Genomic DNA, 19,104 nt, shown 5'->3' with positions numbered 1-19,104 from the left:
CTTAAAATTCTAGAAAGGGCGTTGTGATCTTGGATTTTTCTAAATACTCCAGCGTGAAGATCGGAGGCAGGGTTGAGGTGGCTTTATTGCGCCAGCGTGGGGATTATGCGGTACAGATGGTGGGTTTGGCTAATAATCTCTTAGTTTCCCCTCACGCACAAAATTTAGCAATTTTGGATCGCTGTTTTGACTACATAGAAGATAGGGGGAGTTTTGTAGAAGTGGGGGCAAAAACCAGCGCGCAAACACTCTTTAAATATTTTAGGGATCATAACTTAGGGGGGCTAGAGTTTTTGGGTGCTCTGCCTGGGAGCGTGGGCGGATTGCTTAAGATGAATGCAGGCATGAAGGCTTACCAGATGAGCGGTGTTGTTTTGCAGGCTAATATCAATGGGGCATGGTTAGACTCCCAAGCTTTGGGGCTATCTTATCGCTTTAGCGCGTTTGAGGGGGTGGTCTTTGGGGCGCGCTTGCAAAAAAAACATGGATTTAGAGAGAGTATTTTTCAAGAATGCAAACGCATGCGCGCCTGCCACCCTAAAAAACCCAGCTTTGGGAGCTGCTTTAAAAACCCGCCCGGGGATTTTGCCGGCAGATTGTTAGAGGCTGTGGGGCTTAGGGGGTTTAACTTGGGGCGCGTGGGCTTTTCTAGCGCGCATGCCAATTTCTTAATCAATCTAGGGGGGGCGCATTTTGAGGAAGCCTTAGAGTTGATCGCGCTTGCCAAAGAGAGGGTTTTTAAAGCGTTTGGGATTTTATTGCAAGAAGAGGTTTGTATCCTCACTTAGGTAGCTTTGGTAGCTTTAGTAAAAATCTGCTAGAATGGTAGCAAAGGATTGTGATGCAAATCAAGGTGCAGGCTTTTGGGAACACCCAGACGAATTGTTATATCGCGTCCCTAGAGCAGGGGGATTTTATCGTGGATCCGGGTATGGGGGCGTGCGCTTGGGTGCTTGAGAACGCTAAAAAACCCTTGGCAATTCTCATCACGCATGGGCATTACGATCACATTTGGGACGCGCACGCGCTCAAAACAGTTTGGCCCCATGTGCCCTTGTTCGCTCCCAAGGATGATGTTTTCATGCTCACTACCGATTGCTTTTCTCTAGGGCTCACTCCCTGTTTAGCAGAGCAGATTTGCCCCGTGGCATGTCAGAGGGCGCGCACCACCTTTGAGGTCGCCAATATCCCCATCACCTATTGGCATTTCCCCGGACACACCCCGGGGTGTTGCATGGTGGAGATGGAGGGCGTGTTTTTCAGCGGAGATTTTATTTTCCACCGCAGTATCGGTCGTTACGATTTTCCCTACTCCAATTGCGCAGACATGAAAGACTCCCTGATTCGCTTTGAAAATCTTGAAAGCCCTTGTGATAAACCCCTCTATCCCGGACACGGACAACCCACGACACTTAAAGAAGAACAACCCCATATGAAGGCGTGGATTGCCCATCTCTAATTTTTTATGGAAGGATACGCATGTTAGATGACGCGCAAAGAGAGCGCTACGAGCGTCATTTGATGCTTGAAGATGTGGGAGAGGCCGGGCAAGAAAAACTCTTGAGTGCGAGCGTTTTAGTCATTGGCGCGGGAGGGCTAGGATCGCCCAATCTGATGTATTTGGCTGGCGCAGGTGTGGGGCGTATTGGGGTGTTGGATTTTGACATCATTGAACTTAGCAATTTGCAACGCCAGATCATCCACACCACCGATGAAATCAACGCCTCTAAAGTCAAGTCTGCCCAGCGCAAGATGTTAGCCCTCAATCCAGAAGTGCGCGTAGACACCTATTTCACTAAGTTAGATGCCAGCAACGCCCTAGAGATCATCAAAGATTATAGCTTTATCATTGATGCGACCGATAATTTTGCCAGTAAATTCCTCATTAATGACGCGTGCGTGTTGGAGAACAAACCCTACAGCCATGCCGGTGTGCTAAAACACCGTGGACAGACCATGACGGTCTTGCCTAAAAAAAGCGCGTGTTTTGCGTGTGTGTTTGACACCCCCCCAGACCCTGCCCTCAATCCTGTCTTTAAAGCCGGGCTTTTTGGGGTGTTGCCCGGCTTGTTGGGCTGTATCCAAGCGGCTGAGGCGATCAAATATTTCTTGGGTTTCCCCTTACTCACAGACACCTTGCTAGGGGTGGATACAAAGGGAATGGTTTTTAGACGCGTGGGCGTGAAGAAAAACCCGCAGTGCCGTGTGTGTGGCGATCAAGGGATCACGCGCTTAAGCGACTACCCCCAGTAAAGCAATAAGAAAGGGCATTTATGGATTTAACCTCTGTGCTTGGTGTGATCTTTGCTATTGTCGCGATCAGCGTGGGCGATATTTTAGAGGGGGGTAACCCGGTGCATGTGGTGCATTTGAGTTCTCTCATCATCATCATCCCCACGACTCTGTGCGCGGCGATGGTGGGGACCCATGCCCACCATGTCAAAGCGGCTTATAAAGAGATCAAGATTGTGTTTCTCAACCCCAAGATCAACTTGCAAGAAACCATCAAAAGCATTGTAGAATTATCCACAATGGCGCGTAAAGATGGGGTGTTGTCCCTAGAATCTAAAGTCGCCCAAATTGAAGACGATTTTGCGCGCAATGGGTTTTCCATGATTGTGGATGGTAAGGACATTAAATCCGTGCAAGAGAGTCTAGAAGTGGCGATTGAGGAGTTAGAGGAGTATTACCATGGGGCAGCCCACTATTGGATCACAGCTGGGGAGAGCGCGCCCACCTTTGGGCTTGTGGGAGCGGTTTTGGGCTTGATGTTAGCCTTGCAGAAGTTAGACAACCCCCAAGAGATGGCCCTGGGGATCGCAGGGGCTTTTACAGCCACAGTAACAGGGATCATGTGCTCTTATGCGCTCTTTGGTCCTTTTGGCAACAAGCTTAAAAACAAGTCTAAGGATATTCTCAAGGAAAAGATCGTGATTTTAGAAGGCGTGATTGGGATTGCCAATGGGGACAACCCTAGGGATTTGGAGATGAAGTTACTCAACTACATCGCCCCGGGTGAGCCCAAAAAATCCATGTTTGAATAATGGCAAAGAAAAAAGGCAAAAAGGTAGAATGCCCGGCTGGGGAACGCTGGGCAGTGCCTTACGCGGACTTTCTCTCCCTCTTACTCGCCCTTTTTATCGCCCTCTATGCGATCTCGGTAGTCAATAAGGCTAAAGTCAAGGCGCTCAAAAAAGAATTTATTAAAATCTTTGACTACGCTCCCGTCCCCGATGCGGTGCAGCCTGTCATCCCCATCCCCCCCGCTCCCGGGGATTTGCAAAACGATGTAACCCAAGAGCGCAGTGCTAGCGAACAACTTGTGCGCTCACAAGCCACGATCACAAAAGTAGGAGAGGGGAGTGTGCTAGAGCAAACCGATCAGGGGGCGATTCTCAAACTCCCCTCCAGCTTGATTTTTACCAATCCCTATAGCGACACTATCAACGCTAGTATGCGCGAATACATTGTGCGAATCGCTAGCATCATCCGCGCCCTGCCCGCCCAAGTGCAAATTAATGTGCGTGGCTATACCGATAACACCCCTATCCCCCCCAGAGTGCGCTTTAAAGATCATTATGAATTAGCCGCTAGCCGCGCTTCTAAGGTAATGCGCGCTTTGATTGAAGATGGGATCAACCCCCAAAAACTCTCTTTTACCTCCTATGGCAAAAACAATCCCATCGCCCCCAATGATAGCGTGGAGAATCGCATGCGCAATAACCGCGTGGAAATCTTTTTCTCCACCGCCCCCCAAAATATTGAAAAACTCCACTCCATTTTGGATAGAGGTCTTGAGGGAGAATAGTCGTGTTTAGATTCTTATTAGTGGGCTTGCTGGTGTTGGGCGCGCAAGCCCTGCCTACGGGCGAAGAACTCTTGCAAAAAAAACCCCCTCCCCTCCCCCTAAGCACTACTCTCTACACCCAAGAGCTCCCCTATTTGACTTGGACGCGTGCTTATGGAGCTAAACGCTTTAAGCGGGTGCTAGAGATTGAAGCCCTAGTAGAGAGGGTGCGTATCAACCACATTAGTCTGAATGCAGACCGGTGCGCGCTCTTGCCCATTTTACCTAGCTACACCCTCTTATTGCATGAGAAAATGCGCTACGAAGTCTTTTGTGATGACCCCTTGCGTGTGGAGATCAAAAGCGATTTTGGGACACAGGTATTGCACCCTATAGAAAAGTGGCTGCCCTAAGGCTTGGCTTGGCGTCTGCCATGGCAATTAGTGCTCATCCCCAAGGTGTCAAAATGCTCCAAATAGGCGATCAAAAACTTGCGCGACAAGTTTACATGGGTTTTTAAAAGCGCGATGTCTAAATACCCATGTTGCTTTAAGAGGGTTTGCATCAACAAAACAGCGCGCTCTAAAACTTGCTTATCCACAAAGACATTATGGCACAAACGCACGACCTTTTGGGCGTAGCAGAGGGCTTTGAGCGCGTCATCACCAGCTTGACGATCCACATCTAGGGCATCGTAGAGATTGTAGGGAGCTTGGGGAGCAAAGCCCCCATTTTGGATACAACTGTAAAGTTGGGCTTTCAAATTATCTTGGAGTTGCTCTAATTTAACCCCTTGGCGCATCCACAACCCACGGGCGTGGCTTAAGAAGTGCTGTTGTTCTAAGGCAAGGAAGGCTAAAGTGGCTAGGTGCGCGCTGACATGGCTGTGCTTGGCACAAACCCCCTTGACACTCAATAAGGCGTGCGGATTGCGCGCGTAAGTGGCTTTGAGGGATCGCACTAGGCTAGATAGCGCGCTAGTGGGGTAAATCACCATCTCTTGGGTATCCACAATGGTGTTGGGGACTTGTTTGGCGATTTCTAGGGCTAGGGCATGGCTAAGAGCAAAGCGTTGCACGCTACAAAAGAGCCCAAAGCCCTTTTGGTGCGCTTGGCTTAAAAGCGCGAAGGCTTGGGAGAAGTCTTGGGCTTCTAGGGCACAGAGTAAAGCGTGCTTGAGGTGTTTTTTGAGTGGATCGGCAATGGGGTTTAAGATCAAAGCCCCACCCCACACACGCCCCTGACAACTCAAGATCGCGCGCTCCCCATAGCATGCAAAGAGCTTTTGATCCACAATAAGGGTAACAAAGGGGGGGGTTAATAAGAGAACTTTGGCTTGGGCGCGCAGAGTGCCTAATTGCACACCCACAATTTGGTTGTGCTTGAGCGGAGGGGCATCTGGGGGGGTTAACAGTTTGGCATCCAAAATGTGGAAGGCGCGCAACACCCCCTTATGGCTCAAGAGCATGCCCGTTTTGAGCTCTTGGGCTTTGATCCCGCCCAAGTGCAAGGCTACGCGCTCGTGTATGCCCGCCTGCGCCACTTCTTGGCCATGCTGGTGCAGGGTTTTCACCCGCACTCCCTTTTGCAAAGGCAACACGATGAGATGATCGCCCACTTTCACCGGCGCGCCCAATAAAGTCCCACTCACCACCACCCCCCTACCCTGCACTACAAACACGCGATCGATATAGAGTCTAAATAGGTCTTTCAGAGCGTTTTGGGGGGTTTTTTTGCTAAAGGGGTGCTGGAGTAAAAAGCGTTTCAGGGCTTCTATACTAGAGGGGTCGTAAATACTACACTTGAAAAGCGCAACACAGCGCACTTGGTGGCGTTGCAGGGTGTGCCAAATCTCTTGTTCTAAGCTCTGGGTGTGTGTGCATTTATCCACTTTAGTGAGCACCACCAAGCAAGGGATTTGCAAAAGAGAACAGATGAGGACATGCTCTAAAGTCTGTGCCTTGATCCCCTCGTTAGCATCTATGACAAGCAAAGCCATGTCTAAAGCAAAACTCCCAGAGATCATCGTGTTAAGCAAACTGTGGTGTCCGGGCACATCCACAAAACCCAGAGTGCGTTGGGGGCTTTGCACGCTACAAAAGCTCAAATCAATCGTCATGCCCTTTTGTTTCTCCTGCGCGCTAGTGTCCCCATCAAACCCACTCAACGCCTTGATAAGCGCGCTTTTGCCATGGTCAACATGCCCACAAGTGCCCAGTAAAATATACTCTGGCTTGGTTTGGGGGGGCAATGGGCTAGATGTCATAGCACTTCCTTTTATTGTCTTAAAGGATTTATACCATAACCCTTGAGCGCAAAGACTAAGAGGACACTTATAGAAACGCGTTACACATAGATTAGATAGTATAGTGGTATACATGGATTCAATAGTCCTATAAAGTGTATTAAGATTTATTTTATTATTATTATTGTAAAATATTGATTCTATTTTAAATGAATTATGAACTTGAGGTGTGCTATGAAAGGTTTAGAGGCACTAAAGGTTTTGCCATATGGCGTGGTGCTGTGGGGAGCGATGCTAACAGGAGGGCAGGCGGCTAGCTTTGCCTACGATCTCAAATTCGTCAGCTTTACCTACAATTTGGCCGGCAAAGAGAATCCCTACTGGAATAGCCTAGTGAACATGAAGAATCGAATCATGCCCGAAATTGGGATTCAGTTTGATAAAAACCAATCTTTAATGTTTGGGGGCTGGTTTATCCAAAACCTGCACACGCACTACAGCTATTTTCCCTACTCTTGGGGGGTTACGATGTATTATAATGGGGCGTGGAAGGATTTTAGAGCCTATGTGGGCATCATCCCTAGAACTTACTCCATTTCTTCTTACCCGCTTGCTGCCTTTAAAAAACTCTTTTGGTTTAAAGACCCTACTGCCAGAGGGGCGATGTTGCAATACAAGCCCGCCTACAATCCTAACCGCGCTTGGAATGGCTGGGCGGAGTTCATCATAGACTGGTATGGGGGGCGCAACTGGAACAATGGTCCGGCTAAGAAGAACTACAATATGAATCAAATGCTCTACTTTGGTTCTACCGAGTGGTCTTTTTTAAAGGGGTATTTGGGCTTTGGGGGCAGGATTGTAGCCTTCCACAACACCAGCCCCTATAGCATGGGCGATAAATACCCCTTTGGGGGCAATTCCTACATGAATGCGCACGATGATACCCCCTTGTGGCCCAATGGTTACCCCTATTTTAGCGGGGAACCTCAGGGGGGTGTGCCGGGCAAATATGCTAACCCCACAGTGCTCGATCGCATCTACTACTATGGTTATATCAAAACCGATCTCAAACGCCTCATGCCCTACATGGATAAAATCTCTTTTGCCTTTGGCACGATGTCCGAACAAGAGCATTATTGTGTGCGCTCTGGGGTGAAGTGTGGACCTAGCCAGTGGTATAACAGCTTTGGGGGGCAATTTGACTTTGTAGTCCAATACAAGGGCTTTGGTTTCTATGAGAAGTATTATTTTTCAGACAAGCCCCAAATGAAATTTTATGCTACCTATGGGCGCGCGCTCTACACCGGGTTGCCTTGGTACCACGCCCCTAATTTCCAACGCCTCGCGCTCTACTATGTCTATAAGAACAAATTTATGAGCTTGCGTGCGGACGCGTTCTTTAACTTCATGGGTGGGGGCGATGGGCATAGCTTGAATGGCACGGGGGGCAAATGGTACACCACTTTCCAGCAATTTGTAACCCTCTCGATTGACACCAGAGAGTTAGTGGATTTTGTGCGTAGCCACCGCCACTAGGCGCGCGCTAAGAAAGTTTGCAGGCGTTCTAGAGCTTGATCGCCTAACACAAATAAGGCTTGTTTGAGATCGATCCCTCCCTTCTTGCCCAAGAGTGCTACACGCAAGGCGGGCATGAATGCCCCGGGTTTGAGCGCGTGCGACTCTAAAAAGGCGTGCAAGAGGGTTTGGGTATTCTCTAAGTTATCTAGGCGTGTGTTTTTTAGCGCGTGCATAAAAGCTTCCAGCAGGGCTTTGGCTTGTGGATTTTTAATAGAATCATAGCTAGCAGGGGGGCTTAGCACCTCATGCATGCCCACACTTAGGCTTTTAAGAGTCGTGCAACGCTCTTTGAGCGCGCTCAATAGCATATCCTTTTGGGGCGCGTTAAGATGATCAAAGGCGGGGGGTAAATCAAAATCTCTTAAAAGCATTTCTAATTGGGTATTAGAGGTGGCTTTGAGATAGTGGGCGTTGAGCCAGTCTAATTTGTGGGGGCTAAAACAGCTAGGCGCGCTATTTAAATCTTTGGCATCAAAGAGCTTTAGCAATTCTGCTAGAGTGAAAATCTCTTGATCGCCATAACTCCAACCCAAGCGCGCTAAGAAATTCAGCAAAGCCTCTTTAAGATAGCCCAAAGCCTTGTAATCCATCACCCCCATCGCCCCATCGCGCTTACTCAATTTGCGCCCCTGCTCGTTTAAAATCATGGGGACATGGTAAAAATTGGGCAATTTAAACCCTAAGGCTTGGTAGATAAGGATTTGTTTAGGCGTGTTGCTCAAGTGATCGTCTCCGCGAATAATATCGCTGATTCCCATCAATGCGTCATCAATGCTCACTACAAAATTATAAGTGGGCGTGCCATCTGCGCGCGCGATGATAAAGTCGTCTAATTCTCTAGCCTGCACCACCACCACGCCTTTTACCCCATCTGTAAAGGCGATTTCTCCTTGCAAAGGGGCTTTCAGGCGCACCACAGGGCTAACCCCTCGTGGGGGCGTGCCTGTAAAATCCCTATAACGGCGATCATAGCGGGGAGTTTGTCCCTGTGCTCTTTGACTCTCCCTTAACGCCTCTAACTCCTCCTTGCTCATGTAACAGTAATACGCCTTGCTTGCCTCTAAGAGTTGTTGGATATAGTTTTGATACAACTTTAAGCGTTGGGATTGATAAAGAATCTCCCCATCAAAATCTAGCCCCACCCATTCAAAGGCTTGTAAAATCGCCTCTGTAGCTTCTTGACTATTGCGCGCTAAATCCGTGTCCTCAATGCGCAGATAAAATTTTCCTCCCGATCCTCTAGCGTAGAGATAATTAAACAGAGCCGTCCTCAAACCCCCAATGTGCAAATGCCCGGTGGGAGAGGGGGCAAAACGCGTTACAACCATGCATATCCTTTAAGCCTAAAAGTCCTAAAATGCACATTTTAATATAAGCTGACTTAAAAGGGTGTGTATGCTTTGTGTCTTAGATATTGAGACCGTGCCAGATATTGAACGCATTAGCCATGAATTGGACCCTGAGTGGACACTCAGTCCTTTAGAGCTTTGCGCTAAAGCCTTTGAAATGCAAAAAGCCAAGAGTGGCACTGAGTTCTTACCCCTGCATTGGCACAAGGTGATCTCTATTGCCAGTGTGCTAGCTGATGCGCAGAGTCATTTTATTAAGGTGGGTAATTTCGGCAGACAAGCCGGGCATGAGGATGAAAAATATCTTGTAAGCGACTTTTTGGAATTTTTCAACCATAGAGAACCCATGTTAGTGAGTTTTAATGGGCGTAATTTTGACTTGCCCGTGTTGATGCTCAAAGCCCTCGCCTACAATTTAGACGCGCGCGCTTTTTACGCGCAAAAAGACAAGTGGAATCATTACCGCTCCCGTTACAGCGAGTCTTTCCATGTGGATCTCCTAGATAGCCTCTCACAATTTAGCACGCAAACACGGCTGAGTTTAGATGGGGTGTGCGCTATGGCGGGCTTACCGGGTAAATTTGGCTTGAGTGGGAGCAGAGTGCATGAAATCTACTACAATCAAGAGGGTGATCGCTTGGAGCGCATCGATAACTATTGTCAGGGCGATGTGCTCAACACCTATTGGCTCTATCTTAAATACATACTCACGAAGGGAGAACTGCCCAAAGAACATTATTTGAATATTTTAGTGGGCTTTAAAGCAAAGCTCCCCCAAGATAAACCCTATAGCGCGCTTTTCACCCAAGCCCTAGATCGTGAAATCCAAACTGAGATGTCCCATTGAGTTGGAGCGCTAGCAAAGATCAAAGTCTACTATACAGCGGTTGTGTTACGCGCGCTCACGCTATGCGCTCAGGTGTGACTCCTAATATACTCTAAAATCTCTTTGTAGAGGGCGGGGGCTTCCAGGTGGGTGATGTCTTTGAATTGGGTTTTGTTGAAAGTGTTTTGGCGTTTGGCTAATTGCTGGGTATGGATGGTGATAGCTTGCTGGAGTTGCTTGGCGTTGTATTGCCCGTTTAAATAAGCCAAGCACTCTTTAGGACCTATGGCTTTAAAGGGTTGGTGGGTGTTGCCGTATTTATGGGCTAAACCCTGCACTTCGGCGATGAGTCCTTGATCTAGCATGCGCTTGGTGCGCGTGGCAATCCTAGTGTGCAAAATATCCTTGGGCAAGCACAACGCGTAAAGTTTAATGGGGAGTTTAAAGGGGATTTTAGGGTGGGCTTTAAAATAAAGACTAGGGGGGGTGTTGGTGGCTAGAAAAATTTCTAAGGCTCTTTGGACGCGGTAGGTGTCCTTAGGGTGGATTTGTTGCGCATAAAGGGGGTCAAGGCTCTGAAGGGTTTCATAAGGCTTGGGGAAGTTAGCCACTTGGGCGCGCACACTTGGGCTAATAGGAGGCTGGGGGCTTAAACCCTCCAAGATCGCCTTGAGATAAAAGCCACTCCCTCCCACCAAGAGTAACACCGGTGCTCGACTCTGGGCTAGGGCTCTTTGCAGTTCTTGTAAAAAGAGGGGGGCATGGCAGGCTTGCCAAATCTCTAGCACATTGATGGCGTAGTGCTTGACTCGGGCTAAGTCTTGGGGGCTGGGCTTGGCTGAAGCGATGTTGAAATCCTTGTAGACGCTTAGTGAATCTAAACAGAGAACCTCCGCGCCTAGTTCACAGGCAAGCTCTAAAGCCAGCGCGCTTTTTCCACTCGCGCTCGCGCCCAAAATGGCGATGAGAAGAGGCATTAGGGGTTTTTATAAGTGCGTAAAAAGCCTTCCAAATCGAAACGCACGCGGATTTCTTGGGTGAATAAATGCACCATCATGTCCCCCAAGTCTATGACGATCCACTCTTCATTATGCGCATCAATAGCATAAAATTGTTCACCCAAAGGCTTGAGAGTGGTTTTAAGATGATCCAAAAGAGCTAGAGCGTGCTTGCCCGCTAGCGCTGTGGCGATGACGACCTTTTGGGTAACATAGTCTTGGCTACTCAAATCAAAAACCACGATGTCTAGGGCTTTTTTATCTTCTAGCAATTCTACGATACGGGCGATTCTAGGATCGGGCATGGGCTTCCTTAAAACTCTCTACCACCCCCATTTGCAGAGTGGGGGGAAGGTGGGGGGGGATTTGGTGTTGGGCTAATAGTGATCTAATTTGGCTAGAGGAAATACGGTGGGTGATCTGGGGCAAGGGCATGTAGATACAAGGGTGGGGGGGGGTTGGGCTATAACCCTGTCTTTGCACTACCACAAATTCCACCAGCGCGCGCATAAGGGCGTAGCCCTCCCATTGGGGCAAATGCACCATATTGTCTGCGCCCACAATGAAGTAAAACTTGCTAGGTTTTAGACTATGGTAGAAATGCAACACGCTCTCTACACTAGGCACGGGGCGCTTGGCAAGGATTTCAAAATCGCTCACCTGCACTCTAGCTAGCCCCTTTAAAAGACTTTGCATCCACGCATAGCGCTGGGACGCGCTAAAACAGGGCGCGCCCTTGAAAGGGTTTTGGTAAGCCACTAGGACAATGAGGGCATCGATGGGTAGGCTCTCTAGGGCTTGGTAGATCACGGCTAAATGGGCGATGTGGGGGGGATCAAAACTTCCCCCATATAGGGCGACTCTAGGTGTTTTGTCCAAAACTAGAAGCCTTGGTGAGTTTGGAGAATTTCACGCCCTTGAGCCCCCCGATCTCTAGGTGTAAATGCATGATCTCAGAGGGTTTGCCCTTCAAAATGATGGTTTCTAGGCAGTTGTTGGGGTTGAGGTGCACATGGGTGGTGCACATGATACTAATGTGGCTTTCATGTTGGATGTCGATGATCTTTTGGTTGAGTTCGCGTTGGTGGTGATCGTAGATAATCACCAGCACCGCCACGGTCAGCCCATCTTTGGTATGTTCTAAATTCTCTTCATTGGACCAATTGTCCTCCACTAATTTCTCGCGGATCATATCGCGCACCAACTCCGATCGAGAAGAATAGCCATTTTTGATGATGCGGTTGTCTAATTCGTCTAGCAAATTCTGTTGCAATGACACAGAAAACCTGATGATCGAATCGTCCTTATGCTCCATGATTACCCCTATGATGGAAAAATTTCGCGATTCTAACCAAATTTGGCTTATTACACAATTTGGGCTAGTGTTCTGTGGCGGTGGAAAGCTAGGGCGTAGCGGTGCGCCTCATCGCGCAAGCGTTGCACGCATTGTAAACAGGGATCATTGGCTTTTAAGCGCAAGGTGCGATCCACAGTGTAAAGCACATCGGGTACATCGCCCATGGATCGCCGTGTTCTCCCCGCGCTTTTGGCTTTAGCGATCCCTAGCACGCTAATGGACACCTGTGCGCGCGCTAAAATCTCTTGGGCTAGGCGCACTTGGGCTCTGCCCCCATCTAGTAGCCACAGATCCGCAGGGCGATTAAGCCGTTTGGCGCGCCTTTGTAAGAGTTCTTGCATCTGGGCGTATTCGTCCTTAGCACTAAGAATATAGCGTCGATACGCGCTTTTAAGCCACTTACCCCCCTCAAAGACCACCATCGCACCCACGCAATGGCTTTGGGCGTGGTGGCTCACATCAAAGATTTCAACGCGCTCTAAAGGCGCATCCAAACCCAAGAGAGTTTGCAAGGCGCGCATGGGGGTGGAGTCTTGCAAGCGCTCCAAGAGTTCTTGGATTTTGGCTAGGCGATCGCGATAGAGTGCTGCCTCTTCAAAGCGTTCCTGTTGGGCTAAAACGCGCATACGCTCTTTGAGCAACGCGCCCAATAAGGGCAAATTTTCTAAAAGATTTAGGGCTTCTTGCACCAGACGCGCGTAATCTTGAGGGCTGATTTTGTGTTCGCAGGGGGCTTTGCAGCGTTGGAGTTGGTAAAAGACACAGGCGCGTTTGGCGCGCACACAAGAGAGGCTTTGGGCTAGAGGGATTCTCTCTAGTACACTTTCTAAAATCTCTTTAGCCCCACAGCTAAAGGGTCCAAAACAGCGTAGGTGTTCTTTGGGCTGGCGTTGCAGGTGCAAGATCGGGTAGGGCAAAGCCATGTCCAAACAGATATAGGGGTAAGTTTTTGCGTCCTTGAGTAAGATATTGTAGCGGGGTTGGTGTTGCTTGATCAAGCGATCCTCTAAAAGCAAGGCTTCGTGTTCGCTAGAAGTTATTTGCCATTCAATGGAAGCGATCTTGGTAACCATATCGCGCACGCGCGCGCTGTTCTTGGGGTTGGGGGTGGCGCGCCCTGCCTGCATGCGAAAATAACTCAGAACGCGCTTTTTGAGATTCTTTGCCTTGCCGATGTAGAGGATTTGGCTTGCGCGATCCAAATAGAGGTAAACCCCGCAACTCTCAGGCAAATTTTCAAGAATTTGCATGGGCTTGGATACACGCACGGATACGCTCAAAGATGGCTCTGAGTTGGGGGTCTTGAGCATGGTTGTCAAAAGTCCCCTTGGCGCACTCTAGATAGTAGAGTTTGGGGGGCTTAGGCTTAAATCTGGCTCTAGCTGTTGGGGAAACATAGGCTCTAATGGTGAGCTGGGGCGGGATTTCTAAGCCCAAATGTTTCACCTCTCTTAGCAGAGTCTGGCTAAATTCTTGCGCATGTTTGCAAAAATAGGTGTGCGCGCTAGGGTGGCTAAAAACAAGCAAGAGTTTAGAGTTTTTGATTATAATGCTGGATAGAGATTCTCGAATGCTGAGAGGTAAAAAGCGCTTTAATTGGTGGAGCTTGAGGCGCATTTCCAAGGGTTTTAATGAGGGATTGTTTTGCAAAACAGATTTAAGCACATCGCAAGAGTGTTTCATATTGGCATTTTAGCATGTTTGTGTCTGGGTTGTGGTTACAAAGCCGCACCCTTTTACAAAGCCAAACCCTCTCCCTACCCCAAAGCCCAAATGCCTAACTCTAACCACATGATCCAAGAAAACACCCCTTAAAAGGATTTGTATGTTTGCGCCCTATCCCTTTGAACGCTTGAGCGCGCTATTACAGGGCATTAACCCCCCCTTTGCTAGCATCGATCTTAGCATTGGCGAACCCCAATTTCCCACCCCCCTTGCTACCCAAAACGCCCTCAAGGAGCACACTTCCACCTTGCGTTTTTACCCTAAAAGTGGGGGAGAGGCTTTTTTAAAACAAGCCCAAATAGACTTTGTCTCCAAGCGTTTTGGGGTGCGCTTAACTCCCGCGCAGATTCTACCCACCCTAGGTTCTAAAGAAGCCCTCTTTAGTTTTCCTATTTTCTACCTACATGGCAAAGCCCAGCCTAGCATCGCCCTACCCGATCCCCTCTATCAAGTCTATTTAGGTAGCGCGCAGGTGGCTAAAGCCCAGATTCTCTTCATGCCCCTAAATCCTGCTAACCACTTCACACCCCAATTAGACCCCAAATCTCGCCCCCATCTAGTGATCTTAAACTCCCCTAATAATCCCACAGGGCGCGCCTTGAGTTTAGAGGAATTGACAAATTGGGTGAAAAGAGCGCTGGATCACAATTTCATGCTTGTCAATGATGAGTGTTACAGCAATATTTACAGCGCCACCCCCCCCCCCTCTATCTTGCAAGCCTGTTTACAAGCGGGCAACCAGAATTTTAAAAATGTGCTTGCCATCAATTCTTTGTCTAAAACCTTGAGCGCACCCGGGCTTAGGAGCGGTTACATCGCTGGGGATTCTCAAGTCTTGCAGGCTTACCAAGTTTTTAGGAGTTATAGCGGGTGTGCGATCCCCCTGCCCTTACAACATGCCAGCGCGGTAGGGTGGCTAGATTTCAAAGCCCAAGAGGCGATTCGCCAGCTCTACGCCACGAATTTAGCACTAGCTCAAGAGATTCTAGATGTGCATGTCGCGCCCACGAGCTTTTATGTGTGGTGGGAGGTGCACAAAGGACAGGAGTTTGCGCGTTATCTCTACACCCACACCGGGATTAAAGTCTTACCCGGGGATTTTTTAAGCCCTTTGAATAGCCCCCACACCCAGCATTTTGTGCGCGTGGCTTTAGTCTATGAGGCTATGCAGGACATCTTAAAAACGCTCAAAGCCACCCACCAAACTTATCTAAAGAGTGTGGCATGCTAGATCGCCCCATCCACACCTATAAGATTCACTTCATTGGCATTGGGGGGATTGGCATTTCAGGACTAGCCAAATACCTTAAAGCCCAAGGCGCGCAGGTGAGCGGTTCAGACTTAGTGCAAAGCCCTATCACGGACTATTTGCAACGCTTGGGCATTCCCATCACCATCCCCCATGATCCTAGCGCGCTTAGCGATCAAGAAGTGGTGATCCACTCTGCGATCATCAAGGTGGACAATGTAGAAATTGTCGCGGCGATGGAGAAAAATTGCGTGATTCTCTCACGCAAGCGGGCGTTAGAATACATTCTAGGGGATAAGCGGGTGTTTAGCGTGTGTGGGGCGCATGGCAAGAGTAGCACCAGCGCGATGCTCAGCGCGTTATTGCCCCACTTTGGGGCGATCATCGGGGCGACCAGCAAGGATTTTGGCTCGAATGTGCGCGAAAGCAATAGCCCTAGCCTTGTCTTTGAAGCCGATGAATCCGATCAAAGTTTCTTGCATTCCAATCCCTATTGTTCCATTGTTACCAACGCTGAGGTGGAGCATTTAGAGGGCTATGACTACAATTTAGATGCCTTTTATCAAGCCTATAGAGATTTTTTAACAATGGGGCAAAAACGCGTTATCAACACCCAAGATCCCTTCTTACAGGGTTTAGAGATAGAGGCACAGCGTTTAAACCCGCAAAAAGACATCAGCCAAGTATCTTACTTTTTAAGGGGGGAAGAACCCTACACGCGTTTTAAATTGAGAGATTACGGCTTTTTTGAAGTTTGGGGGCTGGGTGCGCACACGGCTAGCAATGCCGCGCTAGCGATCTTGGCTGCTTTGGACGAATTGCCCCTAGAAACCTTGCGGGCTAATTTAGCCCAATTCAAGGGCATTAAAAAACGCTTTGATATTTTGCAAAAAGACGCGTTGGTTGTGATTGACGATTATGCCCACCACCCTACAGAGATTTGCGCCACCTTGCAAGCCCTGCAAACCTACGCCCAGCTAAAGGGCGTGTCTTCTAGCACCATCATTTGGCAACCCCATAAGTATTCAAGATTATTGGACAATTTGCAAGCTTTCCAGCGTTGTTTTGAGCACCCCATTATCCAAGAACTCTATATTTTGCCCGTTTATAAAGCGGGTGAACCCCATCAAGACATTGACATGCACACGCTTTTTGAGCATCTACAACCCACCTTTATCGATCGCGTGTGGCGCACGCCACAAGGTTTAGAGCTCTTCGTGCAAGAGGTCAAGATTCGCACCTTGCAACGCGGGTTGGTGGTGGGCTTTGGCGCGGGAGACATCACCACCCAGCTAAGAGGGGAGGTTTAATGGGCGCGTGGATCGTCTTAATTTTAGTGCTGATCTTGCTGTGGATTCTCTTAAAGGACTTTGGCTTATGGCGCTTGCAACAAAAGCTTGTCAGCGCGGGGGTGTTATTGCTCTTGGGAGGGTTAGTGGGTTTTTACACCTACAAACAAGATCGCGCCAACCAAGCCCAAGTGGATTTACAGCGCGCGTTTTTGCGCGGAGAAACCCTAGTATGCCAAAACCATATCAGCGTGGATAATAAAAACTTCAATTTAGTGACCGGCACCTTGAGCTTTTTGGGCAAACCTAATGGTCCCATGAAAGACACTTTAATAGACTTACAATCCTGCCAGAAACAAACCCCTTGAGTGCCCTAATTGCCCAATTAGATTTAACACGCTTTATCGAGCATTTTAACGCGTTTCTAGCCCGCCCTAAAGACTTTGCCCTCAGTCGCACACCCCCTAACATTTGGGAGCATTTGCAAGAATTAGAACACCTAGATTGCACTCCCCCCCCAGCACTCACCTGCCTTAAAGACGCGCTCAAGGCTTTCAAAAAAGGGGGGATATGGCGTTTAGATACCCTATTTGCCTTTGTGCAGATCACGCGCTATTTTGCCTACCTCAAAGCCCTAGCTAACCCCAAGCAACACCCACACTTACACGCCTACCTAGAGAATATCCACTTCCCCCAAACCCTGCTAGAATTAAGCACACACATGCAAGACACCCCTGCGCTTAAAAGCGGGTTTTACCCCGATTTAGATGCACTCTTAGAGAGTCTAGCGCGCTTACAAGCCCAACAAAGAAAACTCTTTAACCAGATTTTGAGCAAGTCAAATCTACAGCCCTATCTTGTAGATCGGCAGGTGCATTTTGTCAATGGCATAGAAAGCTTATTGGTTAAGCCCGGTTTTAGTGTGGCACTCAAGGGGCAGGTGATTTTGCGATCCCACATGGGGTATTTTTACATTGAACCCCTAGAAGCGCGCGATTTGAGTCGTAAAATCCAAGAGGTGCAAAACCAGATCGAGGAAAATCTAGCGCGCATTTGTGCGCATTGGAGCGGACTGTTGCGCCCCCATTTTTTATTCTTGCGCTTTATCAACCACGAGTTTGACTATTTGGATCACTTGATCGCACGGGTGCAATTTGCCAAAAGTGCTAATTTGAGTTTTATCAAGCCCAATGACAGGGGGGATTTTGCCTTAAGCCACTTTGCACACCCCAATCTCAACAACCCCAAGCCCATTTCTTTGCGCTTTGATCGATCTCTCTTGCTGGTTACCGGGGTCAATACGGGGGGTAAAACGATGTTGCTCAAATCCATTTTAAGCGCGGTGTTTCTAGCCAAACATTTTTTGCCCCTTAAAATCCATGCTTCTACCTCAGCCATCCCCTACATTGAAAATATCCAAGCCATTATCAACGATCCCCAAAATAGCCAAAATGACATCTCTACCTTTGCTGGGCGCATGCTAGACTTCCAGCGCGCCCTAAGCACGCCTAACCTCTTGCTAGGCGTGGATGAGATCGAGCTAGGCACGGATGCCTCAGAGGCGAGTTGTCTTTACAAGGTGCTATTAGAAAAATTAATGGCACAGGGGGCTAAGATCGTGGTTACCACCCACCACAAGCATTTAGCCTTGCTCTTAGCCAAAAACCACGCCGTGCAGTTGCTAGCCGCGCACTTTGACCCCCAAGCCCAACTCCCCACCTACACCTTTAGCCCCGGTCTCATTGGCAAGAGCTACGCCTTTGAAAGCGCGTTGCGTTATGGTGTGCCCTTAGAACTCATTGAGCAAGCCCGCGCGCTGTATGGGGCAGAGCAGGAGAATTTAAACGCCTTGATTGAGCGCACCAGCGCGCTAGAACAAGAGCTAAGAGAGCAACGCATCCAGCTTGAAGAGGCTAAAAAAACCCATCACCAACAAGTCCAAGCACAACTAGAACAAATTAAAGCCCAAACCCAAGCCCAGCAAGCCAAACAAAGCGCGCTAGAGAAAAGCTACCAGCAAGCCCTAAGAGGCTTGCAAGATGCGCTTAAGGAATTTGAGCGCACCCAAAATAAAAGCCATGCCCACCAGCAAATCCAAGCGATCAAAACAGCTTTGATCGCGCCTTGTAAATCCCCCTCCCCCTCCACCCCCCCCGCGCTCACTCAGGGGGCATGCGTGCGCTATAAAAACCAGCTAGGCACGATCATTAGCCTCAATAAAGACACTTGTTTAGTGGCTCTAGACAATGGCTTAAAAATCAAAATTAATGCCCAAGAACTCACCTTAGCCACCCCCCCCCAAAAGCCCCCCCCCAAGTCAAGCTAGAGCGCAAGCCCACAGCGCAAGCCTCCATGCGCTTAGATGTGCGCGCCCTAGAGGTGTTAGAAGCCTTGCAGCAAGCCCAAGACTTCTTAGCCAACGCGCTTTTAGCCGGCTTTGAAGAGGTCTTAATTGTGCATGGCAAGGGCAAGGGGATTTTACGCCAAGCCCTAAGAGAGTGGCTTAAAAAACACCCTAAGGTGATCGCCTTTGAGGACGCACCCTATAACTTGGGTGGCTCAGGCGCACAGATCGTAAAACTTTAGAGGATTGTGTTAGAATGCCACACAAAGGAGTTGCGATGTTGATCTCATTTCCCCCCCCCCTCAAAGAAAAGATTAATCTAACCCCCCTCTTAGCGCGCGTATGCGCTTTTATTTC

Annotated in this window: 20 protein-coding genes and 1 pseudogene; 13 read left to right on the top strand and 8 right to left on the bottom strand. The window is 48.8% G+C overall.

Features of this window, described 5'->3' with window-relative positions:
* Positions 1-23 precede the first annotated feature (23 nt).
* The 6 genes from EAO33_RS00780 to EAO33_RS00755 are packed head-to-tail and all read left to right on the top strand — an operon-like array spanning position 24 to position 4,200.
* The gene (locus EAO33_RS00780; RefSeq protein WP_120944023.1) at positions 24-788 is read left to right on the top strand and encodes a UDP-N-acetylmuramate dehydrogenase; all 765 of its coding nucleotides are present in this window, start codon (positions 24-26) and stop codon (positions 786-788) included.
* A gap of 53 nt (positions 789-841) precedes the next feature.
* The gene (locus tag EAO33_RS00775; RefSeq protein WP_120944021.1) at positions 842-1,459 is read left to right on the top strand and encodes an MBL fold metallo-hydrolase; all 618 of its coding nucleotides are present in this window, start codon (positions 842-844) and stop codon (positions 1,457-1,459) included.
* 20 nt (positions 1,460-1,479) lie between these two features.
* Complete coding sequence (locus EAO33_RS00770) at positions 1,480-2,253, top strand: HesA/MoeB/ThiF family protein (protein WP_120944019.1); 774 nt, start codon at positions 1,480-1,482, stop codon at positions 2,251-2,253.
* Positions 2,254-2,273: 20 nt separating this feature from the next.
* The gene (motA, locus tag EAO33_RS00765; RefSeq protein WP_120944017.1) at positions 2,274-3,044 is read left to right on the top strand and encodes a flagellar motor stator protein MotA; all 771 of its coding nucleotides are present in this window, start codon (positions 2,274-2,276) and stop codon (positions 3,042-3,044) included.
* Positions 3,044-3,808, top strand: coding sequence for a flagellar motor protein MotB (gene motB, locus EAO33_RS00760; protein WP_120944015.1), 765 nt, complete (start codon positions 3,044-3,046; stop codon positions 3,806-3,808). The genes motA and motB overlap by 1 nt, the downstream gene beginning before the upstream one ends.
* 2 nt (positions 3,809-3,810) lie before the next feature.
* Complete coding sequence (locus EAO33_RS00755) at positions 3,811-4,200, top strand: hypothetical protein (protein WP_235852957.1); 390 nt, start codon at positions 3,811-3,813, stop codon at positions 4,198-4,200.
* On the opposite strand, the gene selB is transcribed toward EAO33_RS00755, so the two are convergent.
* Positions 4,197-6,053, bottom strand: a complete 1,857-nt coding sequence (selB, locus tag EAO33_RS00750) for a selenocysteine-specific translation elongation factor (protein ID WP_120944013.1) — start codon at positions 6,051-6,053, stop codon at positions 4,197-4,199. The two genes, EAO33_RS00755 and selB, sit on opposite strands and share 4 nt — an antisense overlap.
* Positions 6,054-6,323: 270 nt before the next feature.
* Here selB and EAO33_RS00745 point away from each other — a divergent pair, with 270 nt between their 5' ends.
* Positions 6,324-7,568 carry a hypothetical protein gene (locus EAO33_RS00745; protein WP_235852969.1) on the top strand — a complete coding sequence of 415 codons (1,245 nt, stop codon included), beginning with the start codon at positions 6,324-6,326 and terminating at the stop codon, positions 7,566-7,568.
* Here the strand turns inward: EAO33_RS00745 and gltX are convergent.
* The gene (gene gltX, locus EAO33_RS00740; RefSeq protein ID WP_162982158.1) at positions 7,565-8,944 is read right to left on the bottom strand and encodes a glutamate--tRNA ligase; all 1,380 of its coding nucleotides are present in this window, start codon (positions 8,942-8,944) and stop codon (positions 7,565-7,567) included. The two genes, EAO33_RS00745 and gltX, sit on opposite strands and share 4 nt — an antisense overlap.
* A 61-nt stretch (positions 8,945-9,005) precedes the next feature.
* Here gltX and EAO33_RS00735 point away from each other — a divergent pair, with 61 nt between their 5' ends.
* Positions 9,006-9,806 (top strand): 3'-5' exonuclease, encoded by an 801-nt coding sequence (locus EAO33_RS00735; protein ID WP_120944007.1) that lies wholly within the window; start codon positions 9,006-9,008, stop codon positions 9,804-9,806.
* 68 nt (positions 9,807-9,874) lie between these two features.
* Here the strand turns inward: EAO33_RS00735 and miaA are convergent, their stop codons facing one another.
* The 6 genes from miaA to EAO33_RS00705 are packed head-to-tail and all read right to left on the bottom strand — an operon-like array spanning position 9,875 to position 13,757.
* The gene (gene miaA, locus EAO33_RS00730) at positions 9,875-10,762 is read right to left on the bottom strand and encodes a tRNA (adenosine(37)-N6)-dimethylallyltransferase MiaA (protein WP_120944004.1); all 888 of its coding nucleotides are present in this window, start codon (positions 10,760-10,762) and stop codon (positions 9,875-9,877) included.
* A complete protein-coding gene (gene rsfS / locus EAO33_RS00725; protein ID WP_120944003.1) occupies positions 10,762-11,088 on the bottom strand; it encodes a ribosome silencing factor in 327 nt (108 codons plus the stop codon). Before rsfS ends, miaA begins: the two co-directional genes overlap by 1 nt.
* Positions 11,075-11,662 (bottom strand): nicotinate (nicotinamide) nucleotide adenylyltransferase, encoded by a 588-nt coding sequence (gene nadD, locus EAO33_RS00720; protein ID WP_120944001.1) that lies wholly within the window; start codon positions 11,660-11,662, stop codon positions 11,075-11,077. The genes rsfS and nadD overlap by 14 nt, the downstream gene beginning before the upstream one ends.
* Positions 11,646-12,098, bottom strand: coding sequence for a nickel-responsive transcriptional regulator NikR (gene nikR / locus EAO33_RS00715; RefSeq protein ID WP_120943999.1), 453 nt, complete (start codon positions 12,096-12,098; stop codon positions 11,646-11,648). The genes nadD and nikR overlap by 17 nt, the downstream gene beginning before the upstream one ends.
* A gap of 50 nt (positions 12,099-12,148) precedes the next feature.
* The gene (locus tag EAO33_RS00710; RefSeq protein WP_235852956.1) at positions 12,149-13,408 is read right to left on the bottom strand and encodes a GIY-YIG nuclease family protein; all 1,260 of its coding nucleotides are present in this window, start codon (positions 13,406-13,408) and stop codon (positions 12,149-12,151) included.
* Positions 13,377-13,757: a hypothetical protein gene (locus tag EAO33_RS00705; RefSeq protein ID WP_235852947.1), complete on the bottom strand. Its 381-nt coding sequence runs from the start codon at positions 13,755-13,757 to the stop codon at positions 13,377-13,379. Before EAO33_RS00705 ends, EAO33_RS00710 begins: the two co-directional genes overlap by 32 nt.
* A gap of 27 nt (positions 13,758-13,784) precedes the next feature.
* Between EAO33_RS00705 and EAO33_RS08965 the strand changes: the two genes are divergently transcribed.
* From EAO33_RS08965 to EAO33_RS00685, 5 genes and pseudogenes are all read left to right on the top strand, one after another.
* Positions 13,785-13,955 (top strand): hypothetical protein, encoded by a 171-nt coding sequence (locus EAO33_RS08965; RefSeq protein WP_162982142.1) that lies wholly within the window; start codon positions 13,785-13,787, stop codon positions 13,953-13,955.
* 10 nt (positions 13,956-13,965) lie between these two features.
* Positions 13,966-15,096 carry a succinyldiaminopimelate transaminase gene (locus tag EAO33_RS00700; RefSeq protein ID WP_120943993.1) on the top strand — a complete coding sequence of 377 codons (1,131 nt, stop codon included), beginning with the start codon at positions 13,966-13,968 and terminating at the stop codon, positions 15,094-15,096.
* Positions 15,090-16,424, top strand: coding sequence for a UDP-N-acetylmuramate--L-alanine ligase (gene murC / locus EAO33_RS00695; RefSeq protein ID WP_120943991.1), 1,335 nt, complete (start codon positions 15,090-15,092; stop codon positions 16,422-16,424). The genes EAO33_RS00700 and murC overlap by 7 nt, the downstream gene beginning before the upstream one ends.
* Positions 16,424-16,771, top strand: a complete 348-nt coding sequence (locus tag EAO33_RS00690; protein WP_120943989.1) for a hypothetical protein — start codon at positions 16,424-16,426, stop codon at positions 16,769-16,771. Before murC ends, EAO33_RS00690 begins: the two co-directional genes overlap by 1 nt.
* A pseudogene (locus EAO33_RS00685) lies at positions 16,768-18,989 on the top strand (endonuclease MutS2). The gene EAO33_RS00690 and the pseudogene EAO33_RS00685 overlap by 4 nt, the downstream one beginning before the upstream one ends.
* Positions 18,990-19,104 lie beyond the last annotated feature (115 nt).

This window comes from Helicobacter labacensis, assembly GCF_003660285.1.
Classification (GTDB): Bacteria; Campylobacterota; Campylobacteria; order Campylobacterales; family Helicobacteraceae; genus Helicobacter; species Helicobacter labacensis.
This window is presented reverse-complemented; position numbering and strand designations above follow the sequence as displayed.